Origin of the sequence: Acetobacter sp., assembly GCF_022483985.1 — a bacterium.
Lineage (GTDB): Bacteria > Pseudomonadota > Alphaproteobacteria > Acetobacterales > Acetobacteraceae > Acetobacter.
Map to the genome: position 1 here is coordinate 354378 of NZ_JAKVME010000001.1, position 20361 is coordinate 374738.

Here is a 20361-nt window from a genome sequence, read left to right on the forward strand (position 1 = left end):
TACGGTCTTACTTGAAGCGGAATGTGATGCGACCCTTGGACAGGTCATAAGGCGTCATCTCTACGCTCACACGGTCACCAGCCAGCACGCGGATGCGGTTCTTGCGCATCTTTCCGCTCGTGTGGGCCAGAATCATGTGCTCGTTGTCGAGCTTGACGCGGAACATGGCGTTAGGCAGCAGCTCCGTTACGGTTCCGCTGAACTCGATCATGTCCTCTTTAGACATCGTTATTTCCACTCTTCATATGGTTGTCGGCTTCCCTGTAGTGAACCCGGTTGCTTGAAATAGCTGGTCAAGGGCGGTCTTATGGCCGCGCCCGAGCCCCCGGGTCAAGTTCGGGCTGATTTTTGCCGAGTCACGAATTGCCGAGACGCGCAGAAATACTCAGCGCGTGGGCTTCAAGACCTTCCGCATTCGCCAATGTAACGCCTGCGGGCCCGATCTTTTCCAGCGCTTCTCTGTCGGCGGCGATATAGGTCGTCCGCTTGAGGAAGTCATAAACGGAAAGACCGGATGCGAACCGCGCCGTGCGGGAGGTCGGCAGAACGTGGTTCGGGCCACCGACATAATCACCGACCGCTTCGGGGCAGAAGCGGCCGAGGAACGCCGCACCGGCATGCCGTACCTTTGCGAACACTGATTTGGGATCATCCAGCATCAGTTCAAGATGCTCGGGCGCGATCCGGTCCACCAGCTTCGCGGCTTCATCCCAGTCGGCGACGATGATGACCGCTCCGAAGTCGCGCCAGCTCGCGGATGCAATGGCCGAACGGGTCAGCGTTTTCAGCTCCGTTTCCACGGCAGCGGCCACGGCGTCACCAAAGACGGCATCGTTCGTAATCAGAATCGACTGTGCGAGTTCGTCATGTTCGGCCTGCGCCATCAGATCCAGCGCGACGAGGCGCGGGTTGTTCTGGTTGTCCGCCACCACCACGACCTCGGAAGGACCGGCGATGCTGTCTATGCCGACACGCCCGAACACCTGCCGCTTGGCTTCCGCGACATAGGCGTTGCCGGGGCCGACGATGCGGTCCACGGGACGGATCGTCTCCGTGCCGTATGCCATCGCGCCGACAGCCTGTGCGCCGCCGATCCGGTAAATCTCGGTCACGCCGGCACGTTTCGCAGCAGCCAGCACCAGCGGATTCAGTACGCCATCCGGGGTCGGCACGCACATGGCCAGCCGCTCCACACCTGCTACACGGGCCGGAATGGCGTTCATCAGCACGGAAGAGGGGTAGGCCGCCTTGCCGCCGGGCACATAGAGACCTACGGCGTCGAGCGCGTTCCAGCGCTGGCCGAGCGTCACGCCATCGGCGTCGGTAAACTCCATATCCTTAGGCAACTGGGCGCGGTGGAAGGCTTCGATGCGGGACGCGGCCACATTGAGGGCGTCGATCTGGTCCTGCGGCACTTTCGCGGTTTCCGCGTCGATTTCTTCCGCAGTGATACGCATGTGCTCTGGCGTTAGCGGAAGCCTGTCGAATTTTGATGTCAGTTCGCAGACGGCGGCGTCGCCACGGGTGCGGACATCCTCAAGAATGGTGGTGACGGGCTTGTCCACACGACCGCTTTCCGTCTCACGGTCGGCCAGCAGCGCGACAAAACCGGCTTCAAAGTCGGCGGAGCCTGTATCAAGACGTTTCATGATGTTCTCTGTCTTTCTGCCCGGTGAAATCGGGCCGGATAAAATGAGTCTACTGAAGATGGGGGATCAGGGCGTCGCCAGCGCATCGCGGAAGCTGGCGATCAGGCGTGCGATTTCCTGCGGGCGTGTCTTCATCACCGTACGGTTGACGACCAGACGGCTTGTGATGTGGGCGATGGTTTCCACTTCGCGCAGGCCGTTGGCGCGCAGGGTGGAGCCCGTATCGACCAGATCGACGATCACGCGGGAGAGGCCGAGCATCGGGGCCAGTTCCATCGCGCCATGCAGATGCACGATGTCGGCATTGATGCCGCGTGCGGCGAAATGACGCCGCGTGATGGAGGGGTATTTCGTGGCGACACGGATTTCCGACAGGCGGGTCGGGCCTTCTTCCGGGGAATCGGAGATCGGCTGGGCCACGGAAACCCGGCAGCCGCCGATGCCGAGATCAAGCGGGGCGTAGAGTTCCGGGTAATCAAACTCCATAATGACATCCGCGCCGCAGATGCCGAGATGCGCGCCACCTTGCGCCACGAAGGTCGCCACATCGAAGGAACGGACCCGCACGACGTCGAGATTCGGATCATTGGTGGTGAAGCGCAGGCGACGGCTGCTTTCGTCCAGACAGTCGGAAGATGGGATGATGCCCGCCTTTTTCAGCAGGGGACCAGCGCTTTTCAGGATACGGCCCTTGGGAAGCGCCAGAATCAGCCTGTTATCCGGATGATGGGTCGCATGCGTCGTCTCGTCTCTGGTGACGGGGGCGTTCGCTGCGAGGTCCGTAGTCCGGTCGAGGGTCATGTGATGCTCCGGGTCGCCCGGCCGGATGCCGGGCTACAGGCCGCGGGATGCGGCTTCAGTGTAAGGTCGAAGCGGCGTTTACCATAGAGTGAACACTCCGCCAAAACTGTCTGTTCCGGGAGGAATAGAGTTTTAACCACCCCGGCTATAGGGTGGCTTCATGTCAAGGCCGATCGGGGTGCTGCGCGAATGGCGCGTGTGAAATGTGTGATGATGCAGCGGGATGAAACCCTGCTGCTGGAAGCGTGGTTCAGGCACTACGGATACCTGTTCGGTTTTGAAAACCTTGTCGTTCTGGATAATGGATCCGTCGAACCCGAGGTGCTCGCCACGCTCGACCGGTATGAAAAGGCCGGGGCGCGGATTTTTCGCGGGCTGGGCAAGGCCAAGGATTTCGAGGCGAAGGGTGAATATGCCCGCCGCATCATCCAGTTCTGGGATGCGACGGAAGAATACGACTTTGCGATCCCGGTTGACTGTGACGAATTTCTCTCCGTTTACACGGAAGACGGTTTCAGTTGCTCCAGAGAGGCGGTTCATGCCTGTCTGGATGAACTGATCGGAGAGAAAAGGGCGATGCAGATCCGGTTCAGTCCGGGAAACGTGCCCGGTGTGCCCGGCTGCTTCATGCCGATGGATTTTCCGAAGAAATTCGTCGCCAGTGGAACCGTCGAAGAGGTCGATCTCGGCTACCATGCGATTACGTCGCGGGTGGAAAAAGGTTTTGCCGAGACACGGCTGGCCTATCTGCACATGCACCATAAGCCGTTCGACATGCTGGTGGAGCATGCCTCCCGCAAGCTGCGTGACAGGGTGGACGTGACGGACCTTGAAGCGCTGAAAGGTTTTGTCGGCGCGGGCATGCACCTGATCGAGTATTTCTTCATGACGGAAGAGGAATATCTCGGGCGCTTCAGAAACGGGGTCTATCTGCGCTTCCCCGGTGTGCTGAACCATTTCAGGGCAATCGGGCTGCGCTCTGAATTTTTTGGAACGATGCAGCCCGCGGAACCGGCAGTTCCCACTGATCTAGCCGAACTGGTGAAGGTGGAGGAGGGGCGGATGACCCGGACCCGAACCTTCGACGCCGGAAAATATCTTGAACTTTATCCTGATGTCGCCGCCTCGGGCATGAAGGCCTTCTATCACTATCTCGCCTTCGGTATGGGAGAAAAACGGCGGCTGGACTGATATGCCTGCGTCGTTCCGCTCCTATCATAGGGCTCCTATCAAGGAATGTGTCCCATCTTGCACAAGACTGGCGCGGGACTGGTTTCCAGTCGCATGCGGTCCGGTGGGCGCAGCAGCAGGCGGGAAAGCGTCGTCCCCGCAGTTTTGTCAGGGGCAGTTTCGTCCGGGCGCATAACCACAATCGGACGATGACGGGACGACCTCTTGACCGGGCATGACAAAAGCGCAAGGTGCAGGACATGACTCTCCCACATTCTGACGGATATTCCATGGAAATGGTTGCCGTATCTATCAGCAGGGCTCTGGATGAGGTTCGCGGGCAGATTGAAAAAGCCGCGCAGACTGCCGGGCGACCGTCTGATTCTGTCACGCTGGTCGCCGTGTCCAAGTTTCATCCGGCCTACGCGGTGGAAGCCGCCCTGCATGCCGGACAGAGAGTGTTCGGCGAGAACCGGGTGCAGGAAGCGGCGGAGAAATTCCCCCGGCTCCGAGCGCAATATCCCGATCTTCGCCTGCATCTGATCGGCGGTCTTCAGACCAACAAGGCGCGGGAGGCCGTGAGGATCGCGGATGTGATCGAAAGCCTCGACCGACCCTCTCTTTCCGACGCGCTGGCGAAGGCGGCGGATCAGGAGGGGCGCATGCCGGACCTGCTGGTGGAAGTGAACACTGGTGATGAACCGCAGAAATTCGGGGTTCCGCGAGAAAAAGCCGATGCGTTTATCCGTATGACCCGGGAGCGGTTCGGAGAGAAACTGTGTGGGCTGATGTGTATTCCGCCAGCGGGTGAGGACCCGGTTCCGCACTTCCGTTTTTTACGCTCGCTGGCCGATGAGCACGACCTTCCCGTGCGTTCGATGGGCATGTCGGCTGACTATCCGCAGGCCATCGCCGAGGGCGCGACTCTCGTGCGTGTGGGAACAGCCATTTTCGGCGAGAGACCCGCAGGGGTTGCCGGAGACTGACCTGAGCCGGTAAATCTCCGGCAACGATTTTCCGAAGACGCGGATTTCCTGGTGTGAAAACCCGCACAGGCCCCGCGTAAGGGAGTTAACGCGAAGAATGACCGGACACGAGACATCGTCTGACAGTAACGGCGCGTCGCCTGCTGCTGCGGGCAAGGGTGCGGCGGCAGGCGCTCATCAGAGCCCGAGAGTGACGGAATTCGGAGCTGATCAGGCCGAGCACGAGACACCCCCCGTTGGTTTCGCGGCGCTCCTTGGCGTGCTGGGTGTGGTGTATGGTGATATCGGTACCAGCCCTCTCTATGCGCTGCGCTCCACCATTGAAGTCGTTTCCGGGCACCATCCGGTGCAGAACGCGGAAGTTCTGGGCATTGAGAGCCTGATCTTCTGGACGCTCATCATCGTTGTGACCGTGAAATACGTGCTCCTCGTCATGCGGGCTGATCATAACGGGGAGGGTGGTATTCTCGCACTGACCTCGCTCGCCCAGCGTGGCGCCTCCAGCAGCCGCATGAGGATCATCCTCGGTCTGGTCGGGATCGTCGGAGCGTGTCTGTTCTTTGGTGACGGCATCATCACCCCCGCCATTTCGGTGCTTTCGGCGATCGAAGGCGTGGAGGTGAGTTTCCCTGCTGCGCAGGAAATCATCATTCCCATGGCCATCTCCGTCCTGATCGGCCTGTTCAGCGTGCAATGGCTTGGCACCGGCAAGGTGGGGGCGGTCTTCGGTCCTGTCATGCTGCTGTGGTTCGGCACGCTCGGGGTGATGGGACTTCTTGAGATCCTGCATCATCCGGCGGTTCTGTTCGCCATTTCTCCGCTCTACGCCATCCAGTTCGTCATCCATCACGGCACCCTGTCCTTTATGGCGCTCGGGTCCGTTGTGCTCTGCGTGACCGGTGCCGAGGCGCTTTATGCCGATATGGGGCATTTCGGTCGTCAGCCGATCCGTTATGCGTGGCTGTTCTTCGTGCTGCCGATGCTGGTGCTGAACTATTTCGGACAGGGCGCGCTGGTGATGGCGGACCCTGCGGCGCTGGCGAATCCCTTCTTCATGCTGGCGCCGCATTCGATGCAGATTCCGCTGGTGATCCTCTCGACCTTCGCCACGGTCATTGCCAGTCAGGCCGGTATTTCGGGCGGCTTTCAGGTGTGCAGACAGCTCATCCAGCTTGGCTATCTGCCGCGCATGCGGATCGTGCATACCAACGCCGAGGAAGAGGGGCAGATCTATCTGCCGGATTTCAACCGTTTCCTGATGGTGGGCGCGATCCTGCTGGTTGTGGCCTTCCGCAGTTCGGACGCGCTGGCGGCCGCGTACGGCATCGCGGTGACCGGCACCTTTATCTGCACGACGGCTTTATGCTTCATCGTGTTCCGCACGCATTTCAAATGGTCGACTCAGACGGTCTACGCCACCTTTATCCCGTTCATGCTGATTGACGCGATCTTCTTTTCAGCCAACGCGCTGAAGATTCCCGATGGCGGCTGGGTGCCGCTGATGCTGGGTTGCGTCCTCACGCTGATGATGACGACCTGGAAACGCGGGCGCAGCCTCATCATCGCCCGGCAGGGACAGGACAGTCTGCCGATGGGCTCGTTCATCGCCCGTCTGCCGCAGTCCCGCACCGTGCGCGTGCCGGGCATGGCCGTGTTTCTGACCGCCACGCCGGACTTTGTGCCGCCATGCCTGCTGCACAACCTCAAGCACAACAAGGTTCTGCATGATCATGTGCTGTTCGTGACCATCCAGAACCTCGACCAGCCTGAGGCGGATCGCGGGCATCGTGTGATGGTCGAGGAACTGTCCCATGACATCTACCGCGTCATTCTGCGTTACGGATTCATGGAAACCCCGAACATTCCGCGTGCGCTGGAAGAACTGAAGTCCAACGGCATCGACTTCGACCCGACTCTGGCGTCCTATTTCATTTCCCGTGAACTGATCGCCCGCTCCTCCGTGCCGAAGATGGCGCGCTGGCGAATGGCGGTGTTCATGTTCATGGCGCGGAACGCCACACCCGCCACGGAATTCTTCCGGATTCCGATGGATCGCGTTGTGGAGCTTGGCGTGAAGGTCGCCATCTGAGACCTGTGGCAATGTCTTCATCTCTCATGCAGGGAGGCCCGTCATCGGATGGCGGGCCTCTCGCGCTTTATATCCACTGGCCATTCTGTCTGGCCAAGTGCCCTTACTGTGACTTCAACAGCCATGTGCGGGAACGTATCCCGTCCGAACGTTTTATTGCGGCCCTGCGGAAAGAACTGGTGCATGAAGCCGCGCGTCTTGGTCGCCGGTCCCTGACATCGATCTTCTTCGGGGGTGGGACGCCCTCTCTCATGCCGCCGGAAGGCGTGGCGGAGTTGATCGAGGACGCCCGGACGCTGTTTGACGCGGATTCTGATATCGAGATCACGCTGGAGGCCAACCCGACGAGTGTGGAAGCGGCCCGGTTGCAGGGATTTCGTGACGCTGGTGTGAACCGGGTCTCGCTGGGGGTTCAGTCCCTGCGTGATGATGCGCTGAAGATGCTCGGTCGCGAGCATTCGGCAGGGCAGGCCGTGCGGGCGCTGGAAATGGCGCGACGCATCTTTCCCCGGGTGACGTTCGATCTGATCTATGCCCGTCCGGGACAATCGCGGGAGGACTGGCGCACTGAGCTTGCGCAGGCGCTTGATCTCGTCGCTGACCATGTCTCGCTGTATCAGTTGACCATTGAGGACGGTACGAAATTTGAAGGACTGTTTCGTCAGGGGAAGCTGGTTCTGCCGGATGAAGATCTGGCGGCGGCGCTTTATGACGATACGACAGAGGTGGCGGCACGGCACGGTCTGTCGGCTTACGAAGTCTCCAATTACGCGGTGCCGGGGGCGGAGAGCCGCCATAATCTGACATACTGGCGTTACGGGGATTATCTCGGCATCGGTGCGGGAGCGCATGGGCGACTGACGTGGGGCGGGCAGTTGCTGGCGACGCGCCGTCATCGTGCGCCCGAGATATGGGCGGAAAAAGTCGAGCAGACCGGCTCGGGCGAAACCAGTGCGGAGCCTCTGGACCGGCTGGATCGTTCCCGGGAGATGCTGTTGATGGGGCTGCGACTGGCTGAGGGTGTTTCCAGCGCCGCTTTCGAGGCCCGGACAGGCTGCGCTTTTTCTGAGGCTCTTGATGACAGCGTGCTGCAACTCTGTCTGGAAGAGGGATATCTGCGGCAGCTTTCCGGCGGAGGACTGGTGGCGACGCCGTCGGGGCGCGTGAGGCTGGAAGCGATTTTGCCCCGGCTTGTGTTGTGATCGACCGAACCGGTCTGATTTTCGCCAAAATGGAAGTTCACGGTTCGGAGCGTTTAGAGCAACATCCGATTAGACTGAATCGTCTGGTCGGATAAAATTGCTCGATAAACAATGGCTTAGAGCGGCATCCGCGATTCAGTCTGAACGAATGCCGCTCTCAATAGGCTCTCTTTCTGAGATGGTCATTCGTTCAGTTGATTTCTGCCGGACGAAAACCTGTTCTACGATGAAGCAGGTACAGGCTCTATGGTCGGCGATAGAAATGGATTATGTATTGAGACATTACTCATCGTCTGAAAAATGTGGCAAGGCTGTTTTCCCGTTACTGAATTTGGTGGAAGATGGCATGTCCGCCGTTCTGGCGGAGTGTCTGTCGGATCAGCGACAACTTTGGTCATGAATTACCCTGGCGGTGCCCACGGAGGAGCAAAATCCTGTTGAATAAGGATGTGCCTGAAGATCGGGCGGAACAGCACTCTTCGGAAGAAGCGCAGTCTGCCGGGCGAAAGGACTCACCAACGCCTGATGAGGTTCTGAGCGGAAACTTCGCCCTGCCTCAGGTCGAGGCGAAGGTCGAGGCATGGCTTGTCGAAGCGGCGGGCCGTGAGAAGTGGCTCACCACCGACTATCCCGAGCGTTACCTCAATCTTGGCTACACAATCACACCTCTCGTTCAGGAGGGTGAGGTTCCGCGGGTTGCCATGCAGGCAGTCGCGGAGGTGAGGCGCAGTATGCTGGCGCGGCATGCAGCTGATCTCACGCTCCTCGCCTCCATTGTCGAACGGCTGAAAGAGGTCGTGCGGGAAGGGTACGAGTATGACGACGCCAAAATCCGTGGCGATCTGGTGAAATGGGGGCTGATCGAGCCTCGTAGCCGTAGTGGCGTGCTGATCGACACTGCGGAAGGCTCCCGCCTGAGCAGCGTTCTGGAGCTTCAGTGGTTTCTCAGGAAAGTTCAGTGGGAGGGCGGGTGACCGCCGCCCTTTGGAGCAGATCGTGATGAGATGGTTCATCTGATCACGTAAGAAGATGACTTAAAACAAGAAAGCAGTAAGGCCGGTATAACGGGCTGGACTTTGCAGGATCGAAGCGGGCGCTGCCCGCACCCCGGTAGGGACCACAGGCCCCATGCCCCCAATGTATTACAGACAAAACGGTTCCCAAAGACGCGCTTTTGGTGTGGTTCGCGTTAGCGCTCCGTCATCCCCCGGCAGAAGGGTCAGGCAAGCCTGATCGCAGAAGTCATCAAGGACGACTGCTGCACTATCGGGATGATTCAGCTTTCCATTGCTGGAGCGTGCTGAGAGTCTGGGCCACATGCTGGTCGGGCGAGCGATTTTCGTAGCTCATCAGAATTTTTCCATCCGGCGCGATGACGTACGACATGCGTGCGGCATGGGTGTCATGGGACTGTCTGGCGTCATAGAGCGCGGAAACGGCCCCACTCTCGTCGGCGGCGACGGCGAAACGATTGCGACATTCGCTGACCGAGAATTTTTTCAGGGTATCGAACTGATCCATCGAAACCCCGATGACGGTCGCTTTCAGGGCCTGAAACTGATCCATAGCCTCCGCGAAGTCATGCGCTTCTATCGTGCAGCCGGGTGTGAAGGCGGCAGGATAGAAATACAGGACGACAGGCCCTTTCTTCAGCGCTGTTGCCAGTGAGAAATTGAATTTGTGTCCCGCCAGACTGGCTGGAAGCGTGAAAACAGGAGCCTTGGCGCCCGTCTGCAGGGCGGCGCTGGCCTGCGGCGTGAGTGTCAGGCCAGTCACCAGAATGCCAGTCATCAGAAGACCAGTCATCAGAAGACCAGTCATCAGGGTCAGACCGAAACATTTGCGTAGGAGCATAAGAATCGTTCCCTGCTGGTGAATGAGGCCGATGAATGCGGCTGCTTCGTGCGGCGATCAGATGCCTTCGGGCGAGACAACCACACAATTGGACGAACCGGCATCGAGGCGATGACAGGCGGCCGTCGCTTCCGAATGGGAAAGACCGGTCAGGCGCGCGCGATAGATCTGGCCTTTTGCCAGACGGACGCTTGCAATCTGTGTTCTGGCCGAAGACAGGTCATTGCTTGCCTTGGAGCGGGCGCGGCTGGCGGCGGTCTGGGCGAGGGATGGCGTGCTGAACGCGCCAACCTGAATGGCCCACACCCGGGATGTGGCTGCGGCCGCGCTCTCGGCAACCGGCGCCTTGATGTGGTTGTTCGTCACGGTGGCTGCGCGGGAGGGCAGCGGAGCGGACGCGGCGGAGGCAGACGAGATCAGAGCGAAGCGGTTGGCGCTGCGGGCCGGAAGTGTCGCAGGCATGGCGCTGTCATTGATGACCACGGGTTGCGTGGGCGATGTGTCAGCCGAAGCTTGGGGCTGTTCCGCAGCTTCCGTTTCCGTGCTTGCGCCGCTGGACTTCATGCGCGCCGCCCACACCGAACTGACGGCCTGAGGAGACTCGGTATTGCTGGAGACCGGAGCCATCTGGCTGGCGTAGGCCGGAGTCGGAACGACTGGTGTCGTGTCTTCCGTCGGAGATGTCGGGGCTTCCGCAACCTCGACGGGCCGGGTGTTGCCGGCTGCGCGCTGCGCCCAGGCGTTGCGGACACTGGCGGCGCTGCCTGCCGGTGGCGCCGCCGCGGCATATTCCGCGTTCTGGCCGGAGGTATGGCTGGCGACAAGAAGATCGGCCTGTGAGCGGCTGTTGGGGTAAATCCCGGCGATCTCGCGTCCGATGGCGGCGACATAGTTCCGGGTTTCACGCGGAAGGGTGCGATTGCGGGAGATGAAGTCCTCAAGCCGACCGGGGCCCGCATTATAGGCCGCCAGAAAGCCTGGTGATCCGTAGATATCATACATCTGACGGATATAGGCGGTTCCCGCGAGCACATTGTCATGCGGATCATAAGGATCGTCGCCGAGATTATACTGGCTGCGCATGGCGTCGTAGGTCGGCGGCATCAACTGCATCAGGCCCATTGCGCCGGGGGCGGAGGTCACCAGTTCGCCGTTATGGAACAGCCGACCGCCGGATTCACGTTGAATCACGCTCCGAATCCAGATTTCCGGAATATCGAAACGCTGGGAGGCTTCGGTGATGTATGGTCCCCACGGATCATCGCTTGAGCCGGGAGGGGCGTAATAGGATTTTGCGTGTGCCCGGTAGCGCGCTTCTTCCTGCGCGATGGGGATCTGGAGGTCGGACTGCGGCCCCTGACCGGCGCAGGCCGACAGGAGGGCGAGCAGGCCGAGAACGGCGGGAGCCTGAAGCTGGCTGGCGACACGGGAGAGCGCGGATTTTGAACTGTTCATGGGAGTGGATGTTCTGGCGTGACACGGGGAAAACCCGGGCGCGTGGTGCATCGGTCTCTCGTTCCCGGTCCGCAAAGCGTATCTCCCCTTTCCACCCTGTGTTTCAAAGCGCAGGAATAACCCTCAATGCGGCAGGATGCACGCGATTTATCCGCCTTGCACACGAACCCGGTCCTGAGAATCCTCGTTTGGCTTCGAATTGTGACGTTATCGTGGCGCAGGTGGAGTCGTCTTTTGGTGGACCTGACAACGACAGAGAGCGGCACGGTTCCGGGAGGCGGGAGACTGACGGGAGTTGCCGCATGTGGGCCGGATGGGCTACGCGATCGGACCATGACAGCCTCGACCGGCCAGCGTTCCGCAGTGACACCGACCATCTCCGCGCAGGAGAGCATGGAGCAGACGCTCCTGCCGCACGGCGGCACGTCTGCCGCTACGGATATGGATGATGGGGAGCAGAGTGACCTCGATCCTGATAATGAACAGAGCGCCCGGCGTTCCCGTCTGAGTCTGGCTCTGGCGGATATCGGGGAAGGTCTGCGCCTGTGGCGTCTGGCCGTGTCTCTCGGCTGGCTCGACATCAGGCTCCAGTTTCGTGGATCACGCGTGGGACCGCTCTGGCTCACGCTCGGAACGGCGGTGATGATCGGTTCGATGGGCGGCATCTACAGCCACCTGTTTCATATCGTCCTGAAGGATTATCTGCCCTATCTGGCGATTTCCATGATCCTCTGGCAGATCGGGGTCGCGGGCGTGACACAGGACGCCTGCTCCTGCTTCATCAATGCTGCAAGCTCGATCCGGGCGACCCGATTGCCGTTCTCCTTACAGGCTTTGCGCGTGCTGGTCCGTAACGGCGTGATGTTCGGCTACAACATTGTCGTGCCGGTGGGAGTCTATGTGATCTTCGGCCTGCTGCCCGGACCGGTCGCCCTGTTTGCCGTGCCGGGACTGCTCATCTGGGCGCTGAATGCGTTTGCCTTCTGCCTGCTGCTGGGGTCGGTCGCGGCCCGGTACCGGGATATTCCGCCTATCGTCGCCAGCATCGTGCAGGTTGCGTTCTATGTGACGCCGATCATCTGGAGCGCCCGGCAACTTGGAGCGCGGGGATGGTGGCTGGTTTTCAACCCGTTCTACTCCCTGCTGGAAATTGTGCGCCAGCCTCTGACCGGGGATATGCCGTCCCTGCTGATATGGGGTGTCGCCATCGGACTGAGCGTGCTGCTCTGGATCAGCAGTCTCATTGTGTTTTCGCGCTCGCGGGCGCAACTCGCCTTCTGGATCTGACGAACGTGACAGGCTCCGCATCCACTCCCGGCATGACCGTCAGAAAACCGGCGCAGTCGAAGGCGCTCATCCGGCTTGAGCATCTGACGCTCGATTTTCCGATCTTCCACGGTGGAGCGCGTTCGCTCAAGAAAAGCCTGTTCGGGAAGGTCAAGCGTCCGCTGGCGCTGGGACGCGGTTCCCGGACGGGCGGTGAGGTGCGGATGAGCGAGAACACGCCCGGTGTGCTGGAAGTGCGCGCCATCAGTGATCTCTCTCTGACGATCCGAAGCGGGGAACGTGTCGGTCTGATTGGTCATAACGGGGCAGGGAAATCCACGCTTCTGCGGGTGCTGGGCGGAATCTATCTCGCGCAGCCCGGCATGGTGACGGTGCGGGGTTCGGTCGAGACGCTGATCGACACCAATTCGGGGATGAATCCTGCGCTGACCGGGCGTGAGAACATCTATCTGCTCGCGCAGCACAAGGCTCTCCGGTCGGCCCAGCTCAAACAGCTTGAGCAGGATGTGGAAACGTTCGCCGGGTTGGGCGAATTCATGGACCTGCCTCTGAGGCTCTATTCATCAGGCATGGCCATCCGTCTTGGCTTCGGACTGGCGACGGCCATCGCGCCGCAGATACTGCTGATGGATGAATGGTTCATGGCAGGAGACGCCCGGTTTCAGGACAAGGCGCGGGCGCGTCTTGCCAACGTCGTGGATGGGGCTGAAATTCTGGTCATTACGTCCCATTCGCTGCCTGTCCTTGAAGAATGGTGCGCGCGGATTATCTGGCTTGAAGGCGGGCGTGTGAAAATGGATGGCCCGGCTTCTGATGTGCTGAAGGCTTATACGGAAGCGATGAATGCTCATGTCTGATCATAATCTGTCCGAAACCACGCTGCCTGTTCGGGTTGTCGCGCTCTATCGCTTCACGCCGTTCGAGGATTGTGAGGTGATCCGTGGCCCTCTGGCTAAACTGTGCTGTTCACTGGGTATTCGGGGCATCCTTCTTCTCGCCCAAGAAGGCATCAACGGCACGATTGCCGGTAGTGACGGGGCTATGGACAAGGTGCTGGAGCATATCCGCGCATTGCCGGGCTGTGCCGATCTGGAGGTCAAGGAATCCCGCGCCGCTGAACTGCCGTTTCTGCGGATGAAAGTGCGCATCAAGAAAGAGATTGTCACGATGGGGGTGCCGGGTGTTGATCCGCGCGCCATTGTCGGAACCTACGTTGACCCTGCGGACTGGAACAGCCTGATTTCCGATCCGGATACGATCGTTATCGACACCCGCAATGATTATGAGGTCGCGGTCGGAACGTTTCGTGGGGCAATCGACCCGAAGATTACGACGTTCCGTGAATTTCCAGACTGGTTTCGCGCCAGACGGGACGAGCTTGCCGCACAGGGACGCACGCCGAAAGTGGCGATGTTCTGCACGGGCGGCATCCGCTGCGAGAAATCCACGGCTTTCGCCAAGGCGGAAGGGGTGGAGGATGTCTTTCATCTCAAGGGCGGGATTCTGAAATATCTTGAAACCATCCCGGAGAAAGAGAGTCTCTGGGATGGCGAATGCTTCGTCTTCGATCAGCGCGTGACGGTGAAGCACGGGCTTGAGCAGGGACAGTATTCCGTCTGTCATGCCTGCCGCCGTCCGGTCAGCGATGAGGACAAGGCCTCACCGCTCTACGAGGAAGGGGTGAGTTGCCCGGCCTGCCATGACGAGCGGACGGAGGCGCAGCGTCGTCGGTATGCCGATCGTGAGCAGCAGACCCGTCTGGCCGCCAGACGGGGGACGCACCATCTGGGGCCGGCGGAGTAGGCTGGTTTCTGGATTCTGCTTCAGGGCGAAACGGCTTCTCCGGCGAGAATACGATTCAGGGTCTGTTCCTCGCTCTCGCTGAATGTAATGTTTTTCAGCGCATCGAGCGTGTCATCAAGCTGCTTCACGTTACGCGCGCCAATGATGGATGACGTGACGCGACGATCCCGCAGGGTCCACGCGACAGCCATCTGGGCGAGGCTCTGCCCTCTTTTGCCTGCGACGTCCGCCAGAGCGCGGACTGTTGCAAGCCGGTCCTCGGTCAGACTGTTCCTGTCCAGATAACGGCTTCTGGCGGCGCGGGAGTCCGCGGGAATACCCGAGAGGTATTTGTCGGTCAGCACGCCCTGAGCCAGCGGGGAGAACACAACGCAGCCGACGCCCAGTTCATCGAGGGCGGGCAGAAGGTCCTTCTCAATCTCCCGGTTCAGCAGGGAATAGGAGGGTTGATGCACGAGAAGGGGAATGCCCTCCTGTCGCAGGATTGCTTCCGCCTGTCGTGTCGTGGCGTCGTCGTAGGAAGAAATGCCGACATAGAGGGCTTTCCCCTGTCTGTAGGCCTGCACGAGCGCGCCGATCGTTTCCTCAAGAGGAACATCGGGTGTCGGGCGGTGAGAATAGAAAATATCGACATAATCCAACCGGAGGCGGCGTAGGCTCTGGTCAAGCGATGACAGAAGGTATTTGCGTGAGCCGCCATTGCCGTAAGGACCGGGCCACATGTCCCAGCCAGCCTTTGTGGAAAGGATCAGTTCATCGCGGAAAGGACGGAAATCAAGATCAAGAATTTTGCCGAAGTTCTGTTCGGCTGATCCGTAAGGCGTGCCGTAATTGTTGGCGAGATCGAAATGTGTGACGCCTCGATCGAAAGCACGGCGAAGAGTGGCGCGACCCGTCTCAAACACGTCGGTATCGCCAAAATTATGCCACAGGCCCAGAGATATCAGCGGCAGGTCGAGGCCGGAGCGACCGCAGCGACGGAAAGTTGCGTTATCATACCGTCCGGTGTCGGGGGACCAGTTCATGGGATTGTTCCTTTATTGTGGGAAAATCTACAGGGTTCAGATGTTGGCGCCAAGGAACTGCGGAAAGGCGCGTTCGAGCCAGCGGGGAGAGGCGCCAACGGCGAGTACACCCCAGGCAGCGAAATAGGCTGTTCCGCATCCGGCAAGGATGAAAGGCATGGGCACGAACCCTGTCAGCCAGAGAAGGGATGCGCCACCAAGGTTGCCGCAGAATGCTCCCACTCCGGTCAGGCGTCCGACCTGAACGGAGGGCATCCACTCGGTGGCGATGCCGAACAGATTGCTGGAAAAAACCTGATGAGCCAGCAGGGCCAGTGTCAGCAGTCCGATTCCGAGAGGCAATGAGGACGTTACGAAGATAAGCGACATCGGCATGATGCAGAGCGCGGCAACGCCCATGATCAACCGGCGTGCGATTTCATGAGAGCCTGTGATGACCTGTAAGCGTGCGGGTAGGACGCCGCCCAGCATCGCCCCTGCCGCAGCGCCGATATAAACGATTCCGGTTGCGGTGCTGGTTGCCTGCATCGTCAGATGAAAATGTGAATGCAGAATGTCCGGGAGCCAGAACAGGGTGATCCACCATGTGGCATCCGAGAAAACCTTGCTGGCGGAAAACACCGTGAACATGCGGCGGATATCTGCTTTCCGCTCGTATGAAGGGTGAATGTTATAAGCAGACGTTCTTTCTGACGGTGCTGGCGTTGCCTTGAGTTGCCAGAGAAGGGCCAGCAGCAGTCCGGCTCCTCCCAGACCGATCACGATGCTTCGCCAGTCGGTGAAGGAGAGCAGCACGGTCACGAGGAACGGGGTCAGAATGGCCGCAAGGTTGGGTGCGGCGTTGAGATAGCCGATGACCTTTGCACGCTTTTTTCGTGCGATGCTGGTTGCGATGACCTTCATCAAGCTCGGCATTCCCGCCCCTTCAAGCGCACCCAGTGCTGAACGGATGCAGATGAAATCAACGACGGTCCGGGCGACAGCATGCAGGATGGTCATGAGACTCCAGCCTGTCATCGCAATACCAAGTGTGCGTTTCGGACCGAGCCGGTCGACAAGCCAGCCTGCGACCAGCAGGCTGCACGCGCTTGCAACCTGTGTAAATGTTGAAATCGCCGCGTAGTCTTTTGCGCTCCAGCCGAAGGTTGAGTCGAGGATCGGTTTCAGGAGCGCCATGATCTGTCGATCGGCGGCGGCAATAACGATGATTCCAAACAGGAGAGGCGTGGTCCACCCTGCTGACGGACTGCGGACAGGCATGGGCAGACTCTCGCTGTCTATGACATGCATTGTCAGAAATCTTTTCTGAGGACGAAGCCTCCGTAGCGGCCATAATCACGGGGCAGCGAATTGAGCACGCCGCCCACTGCGCCGTAACTCATGTAAGAAGCATAGTGCGTGTTGATCGCGTTACGCATGACCAGTGTAAGCTTCAGTCGGAGTTTCGTGTCTTCCAGACCAGCGTTCAGATTCCAGATGCCGTAGGCTTTCTGCACCGTATCCGGAGTTTCGGTGAGGGAGAACTGGGTGCGGCTTTGCCATACGTAATCACTGCCGACAGAGGCTATGAAGCGGTCGTTGAGCGGACGCGCATAGTCAGCGCTGAGAACGAATTTCCAGCGGGGTGCGAAGGGCAGGGGCTGTCCGTTGACATTGCAGGAAGCGGGAGAACCGGCAGGGCAATTGAATTTGTCCACGACAGCATAGGTGTAGGCAAAGTTTCCGCCGAGGGTGAAACCCGGCAGAAGACGGGCGGAAATATCTCCCTCAAAGCCTTTGGATGAGACCGAACCCGCATTGATCATGCGGTAGACAGTGCCGCCTGCGACCTGATCGAGAAAATTGGCCTGATAGTTTGTAAAGTTCTCCATGAAACCGGTCAGGTTGGCTGTGATCCTCTTATGCCAGAACTGCGATTTCAGGCCGATTTCAAAACTGTCATTCTGCTCGGGCTTGAGCGCCTGCGTGTCCGTGTTCGACATATTGAAAAACACATTATAGGCAGGCCCCTTGTACCCATGAGAGTACGTAAAATAGGCGTGCATGTCGGGGTTTATGTCATATTGCAGCCCGATTCGATCGACATAGCCATTGCGTGCGGTTGAACCTGACGAAGCATAGGAGGGGCGAATGCCTGTCACGGCGACTGCCGAACTCGATACGCGGGACATATCGTAGCCGATATCGTCGCGAAGAAGACGTAGCCCCAGAATGGCCCTGAAATTCCGGGTGAAATTCAGATTACCTTCGGCAAACATCGCATAGTTGTTGTTGACCGTGCCGTAACGGGACTGTCCGCGTGCGTTGGTACCTGATGCGGACAGGGAGCGTGTGTAAACCTCCCTGTCCACACTGTGAAGGTAATAAAAACCGGCGACATAATCAAAGAAGTGTCCGCGAGGTGATGCGATGCGGACTTCCTGCGAGGCCTGCCAGAAGTTGAGCTGGCCGTGATCGCGGACCTGTGGCAGACCCGCGTGTACGTAAGCGAGGCCATCGTAATCCTGATCCTGAATATTCTGCCAGCGACGATAGGCTGAAATCGACGTCAGCTTGTATCCGTGCCCCATATCACGATCGAGCGTTATCGCGGCGCCTCCCGTATGGTCCACCGACTGGCTGTTGGTATTATTGCTGACGGAGGTGTTGTTGTTCGAAGGTTTGATGCCTTCCGCCGTCAGGGCTGACGCGAGAGCCGGATTCAGGGTCACGGCTCCCGTGGGGTAAGCGATATTGCGGGAAGAGGAATAGACACCGGTAGGCACACGGTCGTTCTGATACATGTAATCAAGACCGAGGGTGACATTGGTCTTCTCGTCGGGGGTCCAGAGAAATTTGGTGCGGGCCCCGCGATGTTCGTAACCATTCACCATGTCATGCGTGGCAAGATTGGTGACGTTTCCATCAAAACCACCTACCAGAAAAGAAGCGTTCGCGATGAGTTTTGAAGGAACGAGCGTGCCTGAAACACCACCCGTCAGACGGTATTCATTGCCAGAGAAATAGGAACTTTCAGCAAAGGTGTGAAAATCCTTTGTGGGGGCTGCCGTCACGATATTGACGGCTCCGGCTGAGGCGTTCTTGCCGAAGAGCGTTCCCTGCGGGCCGCGCATGACCTCGATGTGATCAAGATTGAGGATATCGGCCGTTGCCGGGCCGGGGCGCGCCAGAACAACACCGTCGATCACGGTTGAAACGGATGGCTATACACCGGGTGATGTGGAAACGGTGCCAATGCCCCGCACAAAAATTGCACGGTCTTTGGAGGAGGCATTTGCTCTGAAGTTCGCGGAAGGGATGAACTGGAAAATGCCCTGGAGGTCATGGACATTGTCCTTCGTCGCCTGTTTCGCGGTGTAAACCGATGTGGCCACAGGAACTTTCTGCAGAGGTTCGCTTCGGCGACGTACTGAAACCGTCACTTCTTCAGTTTTGCTGGCCTGTAGGGCGACGGGCTTTGCCTTTTTTGCGCCGGATGTGTGAGGCGCGGCAGCAACTGCGTTCATGGCCAAAGCACAGCCGAGCGACGTTACTGACGTGTTCAGTGTGATCCGGCGGAGCTTTTGAGAGAAAGCGGTCATCTAGGTATCTACCGTCATAAATAGTTAAATTTAACTTTTGCGATTCGTGAATGTGTTTCTTATCCATAAAACACACACAGTCAATGTTGTTATATTTTTGAAATCAGGATATGCAGCATTTCTTATGATTAAATTCGTTCTTTTTGGCTGATTATGAGAGTTTTTTATTGCTTTATAAAATAGTGAAATATGAGAGATTTTGTTATATATAATTGATAAATAAGGTAATTATTTTTTATTTTGATCGTCTTTCGATTTGAATTCTAACGGGAAAAATGGTGGATAAAAGGAGTGCTTGGTATGTCTACAGATGGTTCTCAGAAGATCGATGATATTTTGGTACACAGAATCGGTGGAAACATCGGAGCGGAAATCAGGGGAGTCAGTCTTTCACCTGACCTTGATGAGGACATAATAAGCCTCATCTGGAATAATGTACTAAAACACAAAGTTGTTTTTTTTAGAGGGCAATCGCTTTCCAGCCTTCAGCAGGAAGAGTTGGGTAAACGTTTTGGCGTGTTGGTGCCGCACCCCACTGTGACCAGTGCGAAAGGGACTAGCCATATCTTCGAACTGAAGGCCCGTAATGGACGTGCAGCCAACACATGGCATGCGGACATGACATTCATGAAGTCCTTCCCGAAGGCCTCCATACTCCGGTGCGTTGAGCCGACAGAGTATGGTGGTGCGACCCTGTGGGCGAATACGGCGAGCGCCTATCGAATGCTTCCAGAACCACTTCAGGAGCTTGCTGAAAAAATATGGGCAATTCATACGAATAATGCCTACGACCATACAGATCTGGTGTCCGAGAGAGACTGGGAATTCGTGCGGTGGCAGGCGAATGTTTTCGCTGCCCGCATTTTTGAGGCAAAACATCCAGTCGTGCATGTTCATCCGGAGACAGGAGAGAAGTGCCTGCTCCTGGCGAACTTTATTCAGCGCCTTGCTGACTTCAATCTTCCTGATTCACGTTCGCTTCTTGATCTGTTTCAGTCATATATTTCACGTCCGGAAAACACGGTGACGTGGTACTGGCAGGCTGGCGATATAGCGATCTGGGACAACAGATCGACGCAGCATCGTGCAACAGCGGATTTTGGCGCACAGCACAGGGAGTTGCAGCGTGTGACGCTGGTGGGAGATACACCCGTCAGTGTCACGGGTAAAAGAAGTGAGCAGATTGTAGACGGTCGAGATAATCCGGTTGCTCTTGGAGAAGAGATTTATGCATGGGAAACACGTGAACGTATTCCATTGACGCTCTGACCATCCTGCCAAAATGACAGGATAATTCGGGATGAAATACGGATATGGAAATCTGTTTGGGGCAATTTACTTGAGAAATGAAATCTCCAGTTAATGCCACATGATTATTTGATGCCGACAATATCCCTTCTTCCTTGTGATGCTTTTCAAAGCGCTGCCTGCCTTCGGTCGGAAACTTGTTCAAGCAGGA

The 20361-nt window shown here is 58.2% G+C and carries 18 protein-coding genes; 9 read left to right on the top strand and 9 right to left on the bottom strand.

Annotation, left to right across the window (positions count from 1 at the left end):
- Positions 1–7: 7 nt before the first annotated feature.
- From infA to hisG, 3 genes are all read right to left on the bottom strand, one after another.
- Positions 8–226, bottom strand: a complete 219-nt coding sequence (gene infA / locus LKE90_RS01595) for a translation initiation factor IF-1 (protein ID WP_010667149.1) — start codon at positions 224–226, stop codon at positions 8–10.
- 130 nt (positions 227–356) lie between these two features.
- Positions 357–1649, bottom strand: coding sequence for a histidinol dehydrogenase (hisD, locus tag LKE90_RS01600; protein WP_291491088.1), 1293 nt, complete (start codon positions 1647–1649; stop codon positions 357–359).
- Between the two features lie 66 nt (positions 1650–1715).
- Positions 1716–2450, bottom strand: a complete 735-nt coding sequence (hisG, locus tag LKE90_RS01605; RefSeq protein WP_291491089.1) for an ATP phosphoribosyltransferase — start codon at positions 2448–2450, stop codon at positions 1716–1718.
- A gap of 189 nt (positions 2451–2639) precedes the next feature.
- Here hisG and LKE90_RS01610 point away from each other — a divergent pair, with 189 nt between their 5' ends.
- The 5 genes from LKE90_RS01610 to LKE90_RS01630 all read left to right on the top strand — a co-directional run bounded on the left by LKE90_RS01610 (position 2640) and on the right by LKE90_RS01630 (position 8871).
- Positions 2640–3641, top strand: a complete 1002-nt coding sequence (locus LKE90_RS01610) for a glycosyltransferase family 2 protein (RefSeq protein WP_291491090.1) — start codon at positions 2640–2642, stop codon at positions 3639–3641.
- A 269-nt stretch (positions 3642–3910) separates the two neighbouring features.
- A complete protein-coding gene (locus LKE90_RS01615) occupies positions 3911–4606 on the top strand; it encodes a YggS family pyridoxal phosphate-dependent enzyme (RefSeq protein WP_291491267.1) in 696 nt (231 codons plus the stop codon).
- A gap of 97 nt (positions 4607–4703) precedes the next feature.
- Positions 4704–6695: a potassium transporter Kup gene (locus LKE90_RS01620; protein WP_291491091.1), complete on the top strand. Its 1992-nt coding sequence runs from the start codon at positions 4704–4706 to the stop codon at positions 6693–6695.
- A 26-nt stretch (positions 6696–6721) separates the two neighbouring features.
- The gene (gene hemW / locus LKE90_RS01625; protein ID WP_291491268.1) at positions 6722–7897 is read left to right on the top strand and encodes a radical SAM family heme chaperone HemW; all 1176 of its coding nucleotides are present in this window, start codon (positions 6722–6724) and stop codon (positions 7895–7897) included.
- 437 nt (positions 7898–8334) lie between these two features.
- Positions 8335–8871, top strand: coding sequence for a hypothetical protein (locus tag LKE90_RS01630; RefSeq protein WP_291491092.1), 537 nt, complete (start codon positions 8335–8337; stop codon positions 8869–8871).
- A gap of 289 nt (positions 8872–9160) precedes the next feature.
- On the opposite strand, the gene LKE90_RS01635 is transcribed toward LKE90_RS01630, so the two are convergent.
- Positions 9161–9751, bottom strand: a complete 591-nt coding sequence (locus LKE90_RS01635; RefSeq protein ID WP_291491093.1) for a peroxiredoxin — start codon at positions 9749–9751, stop codon at positions 9161–9163.
- 57 nt (positions 9752–9808) lie between these two features.
- Positions 9809–11206, bottom strand: coding sequence for a lytic transglycosylase domain-containing protein (locus LKE90_RS01640; protein WP_291491095.1), 1398 nt, complete (start codon positions 11204–11206; stop codon positions 9809–9811).
- Between the two features lie 237 nt (positions 11207–11443).
- Between LKE90_RS01640 and LKE90_RS01645 the strand changes: the two genes are divergently transcribed.
- Genes LKE90_RS01645 through trhO form a run of 3 tightly spaced genes read left to right on the top strand, consistent with a single transcriptional unit; the run spans position 11444 to position 14296 of the window.
- Positions 11444–12493, top strand: a complete 1050-nt coding sequence (locus tag LKE90_RS01645) for an ABC transporter permease (RefSeq protein WP_291491269.1) — start codon at positions 11444–11446, stop codon at positions 12491–12493.
- Positions 12494–12525: 32 nt separating this feature from the next.
- Positions 12526–13350 carry an ABC transporter ATP-binding protein gene (locus LKE90_RS01650; protein WP_291491270.1) on the top strand — a complete coding sequence of 275 codons (825 nt, stop codon included), beginning with the start codon at positions 12526–12528 and terminating at the stop codon, positions 13348–13350.
- Positions 13337–14296 carry an oxygen-dependent tRNA uridine(34) hydroxylase TrhO gene (gene trhO, locus LKE90_RS01655; RefSeq protein WP_291491096.1) on the top strand — a complete coding sequence of 320 codons (960 nt, stop codon included), beginning with the start codon at positions 13337–13339 and terminating at the stop codon, positions 14294–14296. The genes LKE90_RS01650 and trhO overlap by 14 nt, the downstream gene beginning before the upstream one ends.
- 20 nt (positions 14297–14316) lie before the next feature.
- Here the strand turns inward: trhO and LKE90_RS01660 are convergent, their stop codons facing one another.
- Genes LKE90_RS01660 through LKE90_RS01675 form a run of 4 tightly spaced genes read right to left on the bottom strand, consistent with a single transcriptional unit; the run spans position 14317 to position 18902 of the window.
- Positions 14317–15321, bottom strand: coding sequence for an aldo/keto reductase (locus LKE90_RS01660; protein ID WP_291491097.1), 1005 nt, complete (start codon positions 15319–15321; stop codon positions 14317–14319).
- 36 nt (positions 15322–15357) lie between these two features.
- Entirely contained in the window at positions 15358–16581 is a 1224-nt protein-coding gene (locus tag LKE90_RS01665; RefSeq protein ID WP_291491098.1) for an MFS transporter, read from the bottom strand.
- Positions 16582–16613: 32 nt separating this feature from the next.
- Positions 16614–18509, bottom strand: coding sequence for a TonB-dependent receptor (locus LKE90_RS01670; RefSeq protein WP_291491099.1), 1896 nt, complete (start codon positions 18507–18509; stop codon positions 16614–16616).
- A 15-nt stretch (positions 18510–18524) separates the two neighbouring features.
- Positions 18525–18902, bottom strand: a complete 378-nt coding sequence (locus LKE90_RS01675; RefSeq protein ID WP_291491100.1) for a TonB-dependent receptor plug domain-containing protein — start codon at positions 18900–18902, stop codon at positions 18525–18527.
- A 300-nt stretch (positions 18903–19202) separates the two neighbouring features.
- Here LKE90_RS01675 and LKE90_RS01680 point away from each other — a divergent pair, with 300 nt between their 5' ends.
- The gene (locus LKE90_RS01680) at positions 19203–20171 is read left to right on the top strand and encodes a TauD/TfdA dioxygenase family protein (RefSeq protein WP_291491101.1); all 969 of its coding nucleotides are present in this window, start codon (positions 19203–19205) and stop codon (positions 20169–20171) included.
- Positions 20172–20361: the final 190 nt, after the last annotated feature.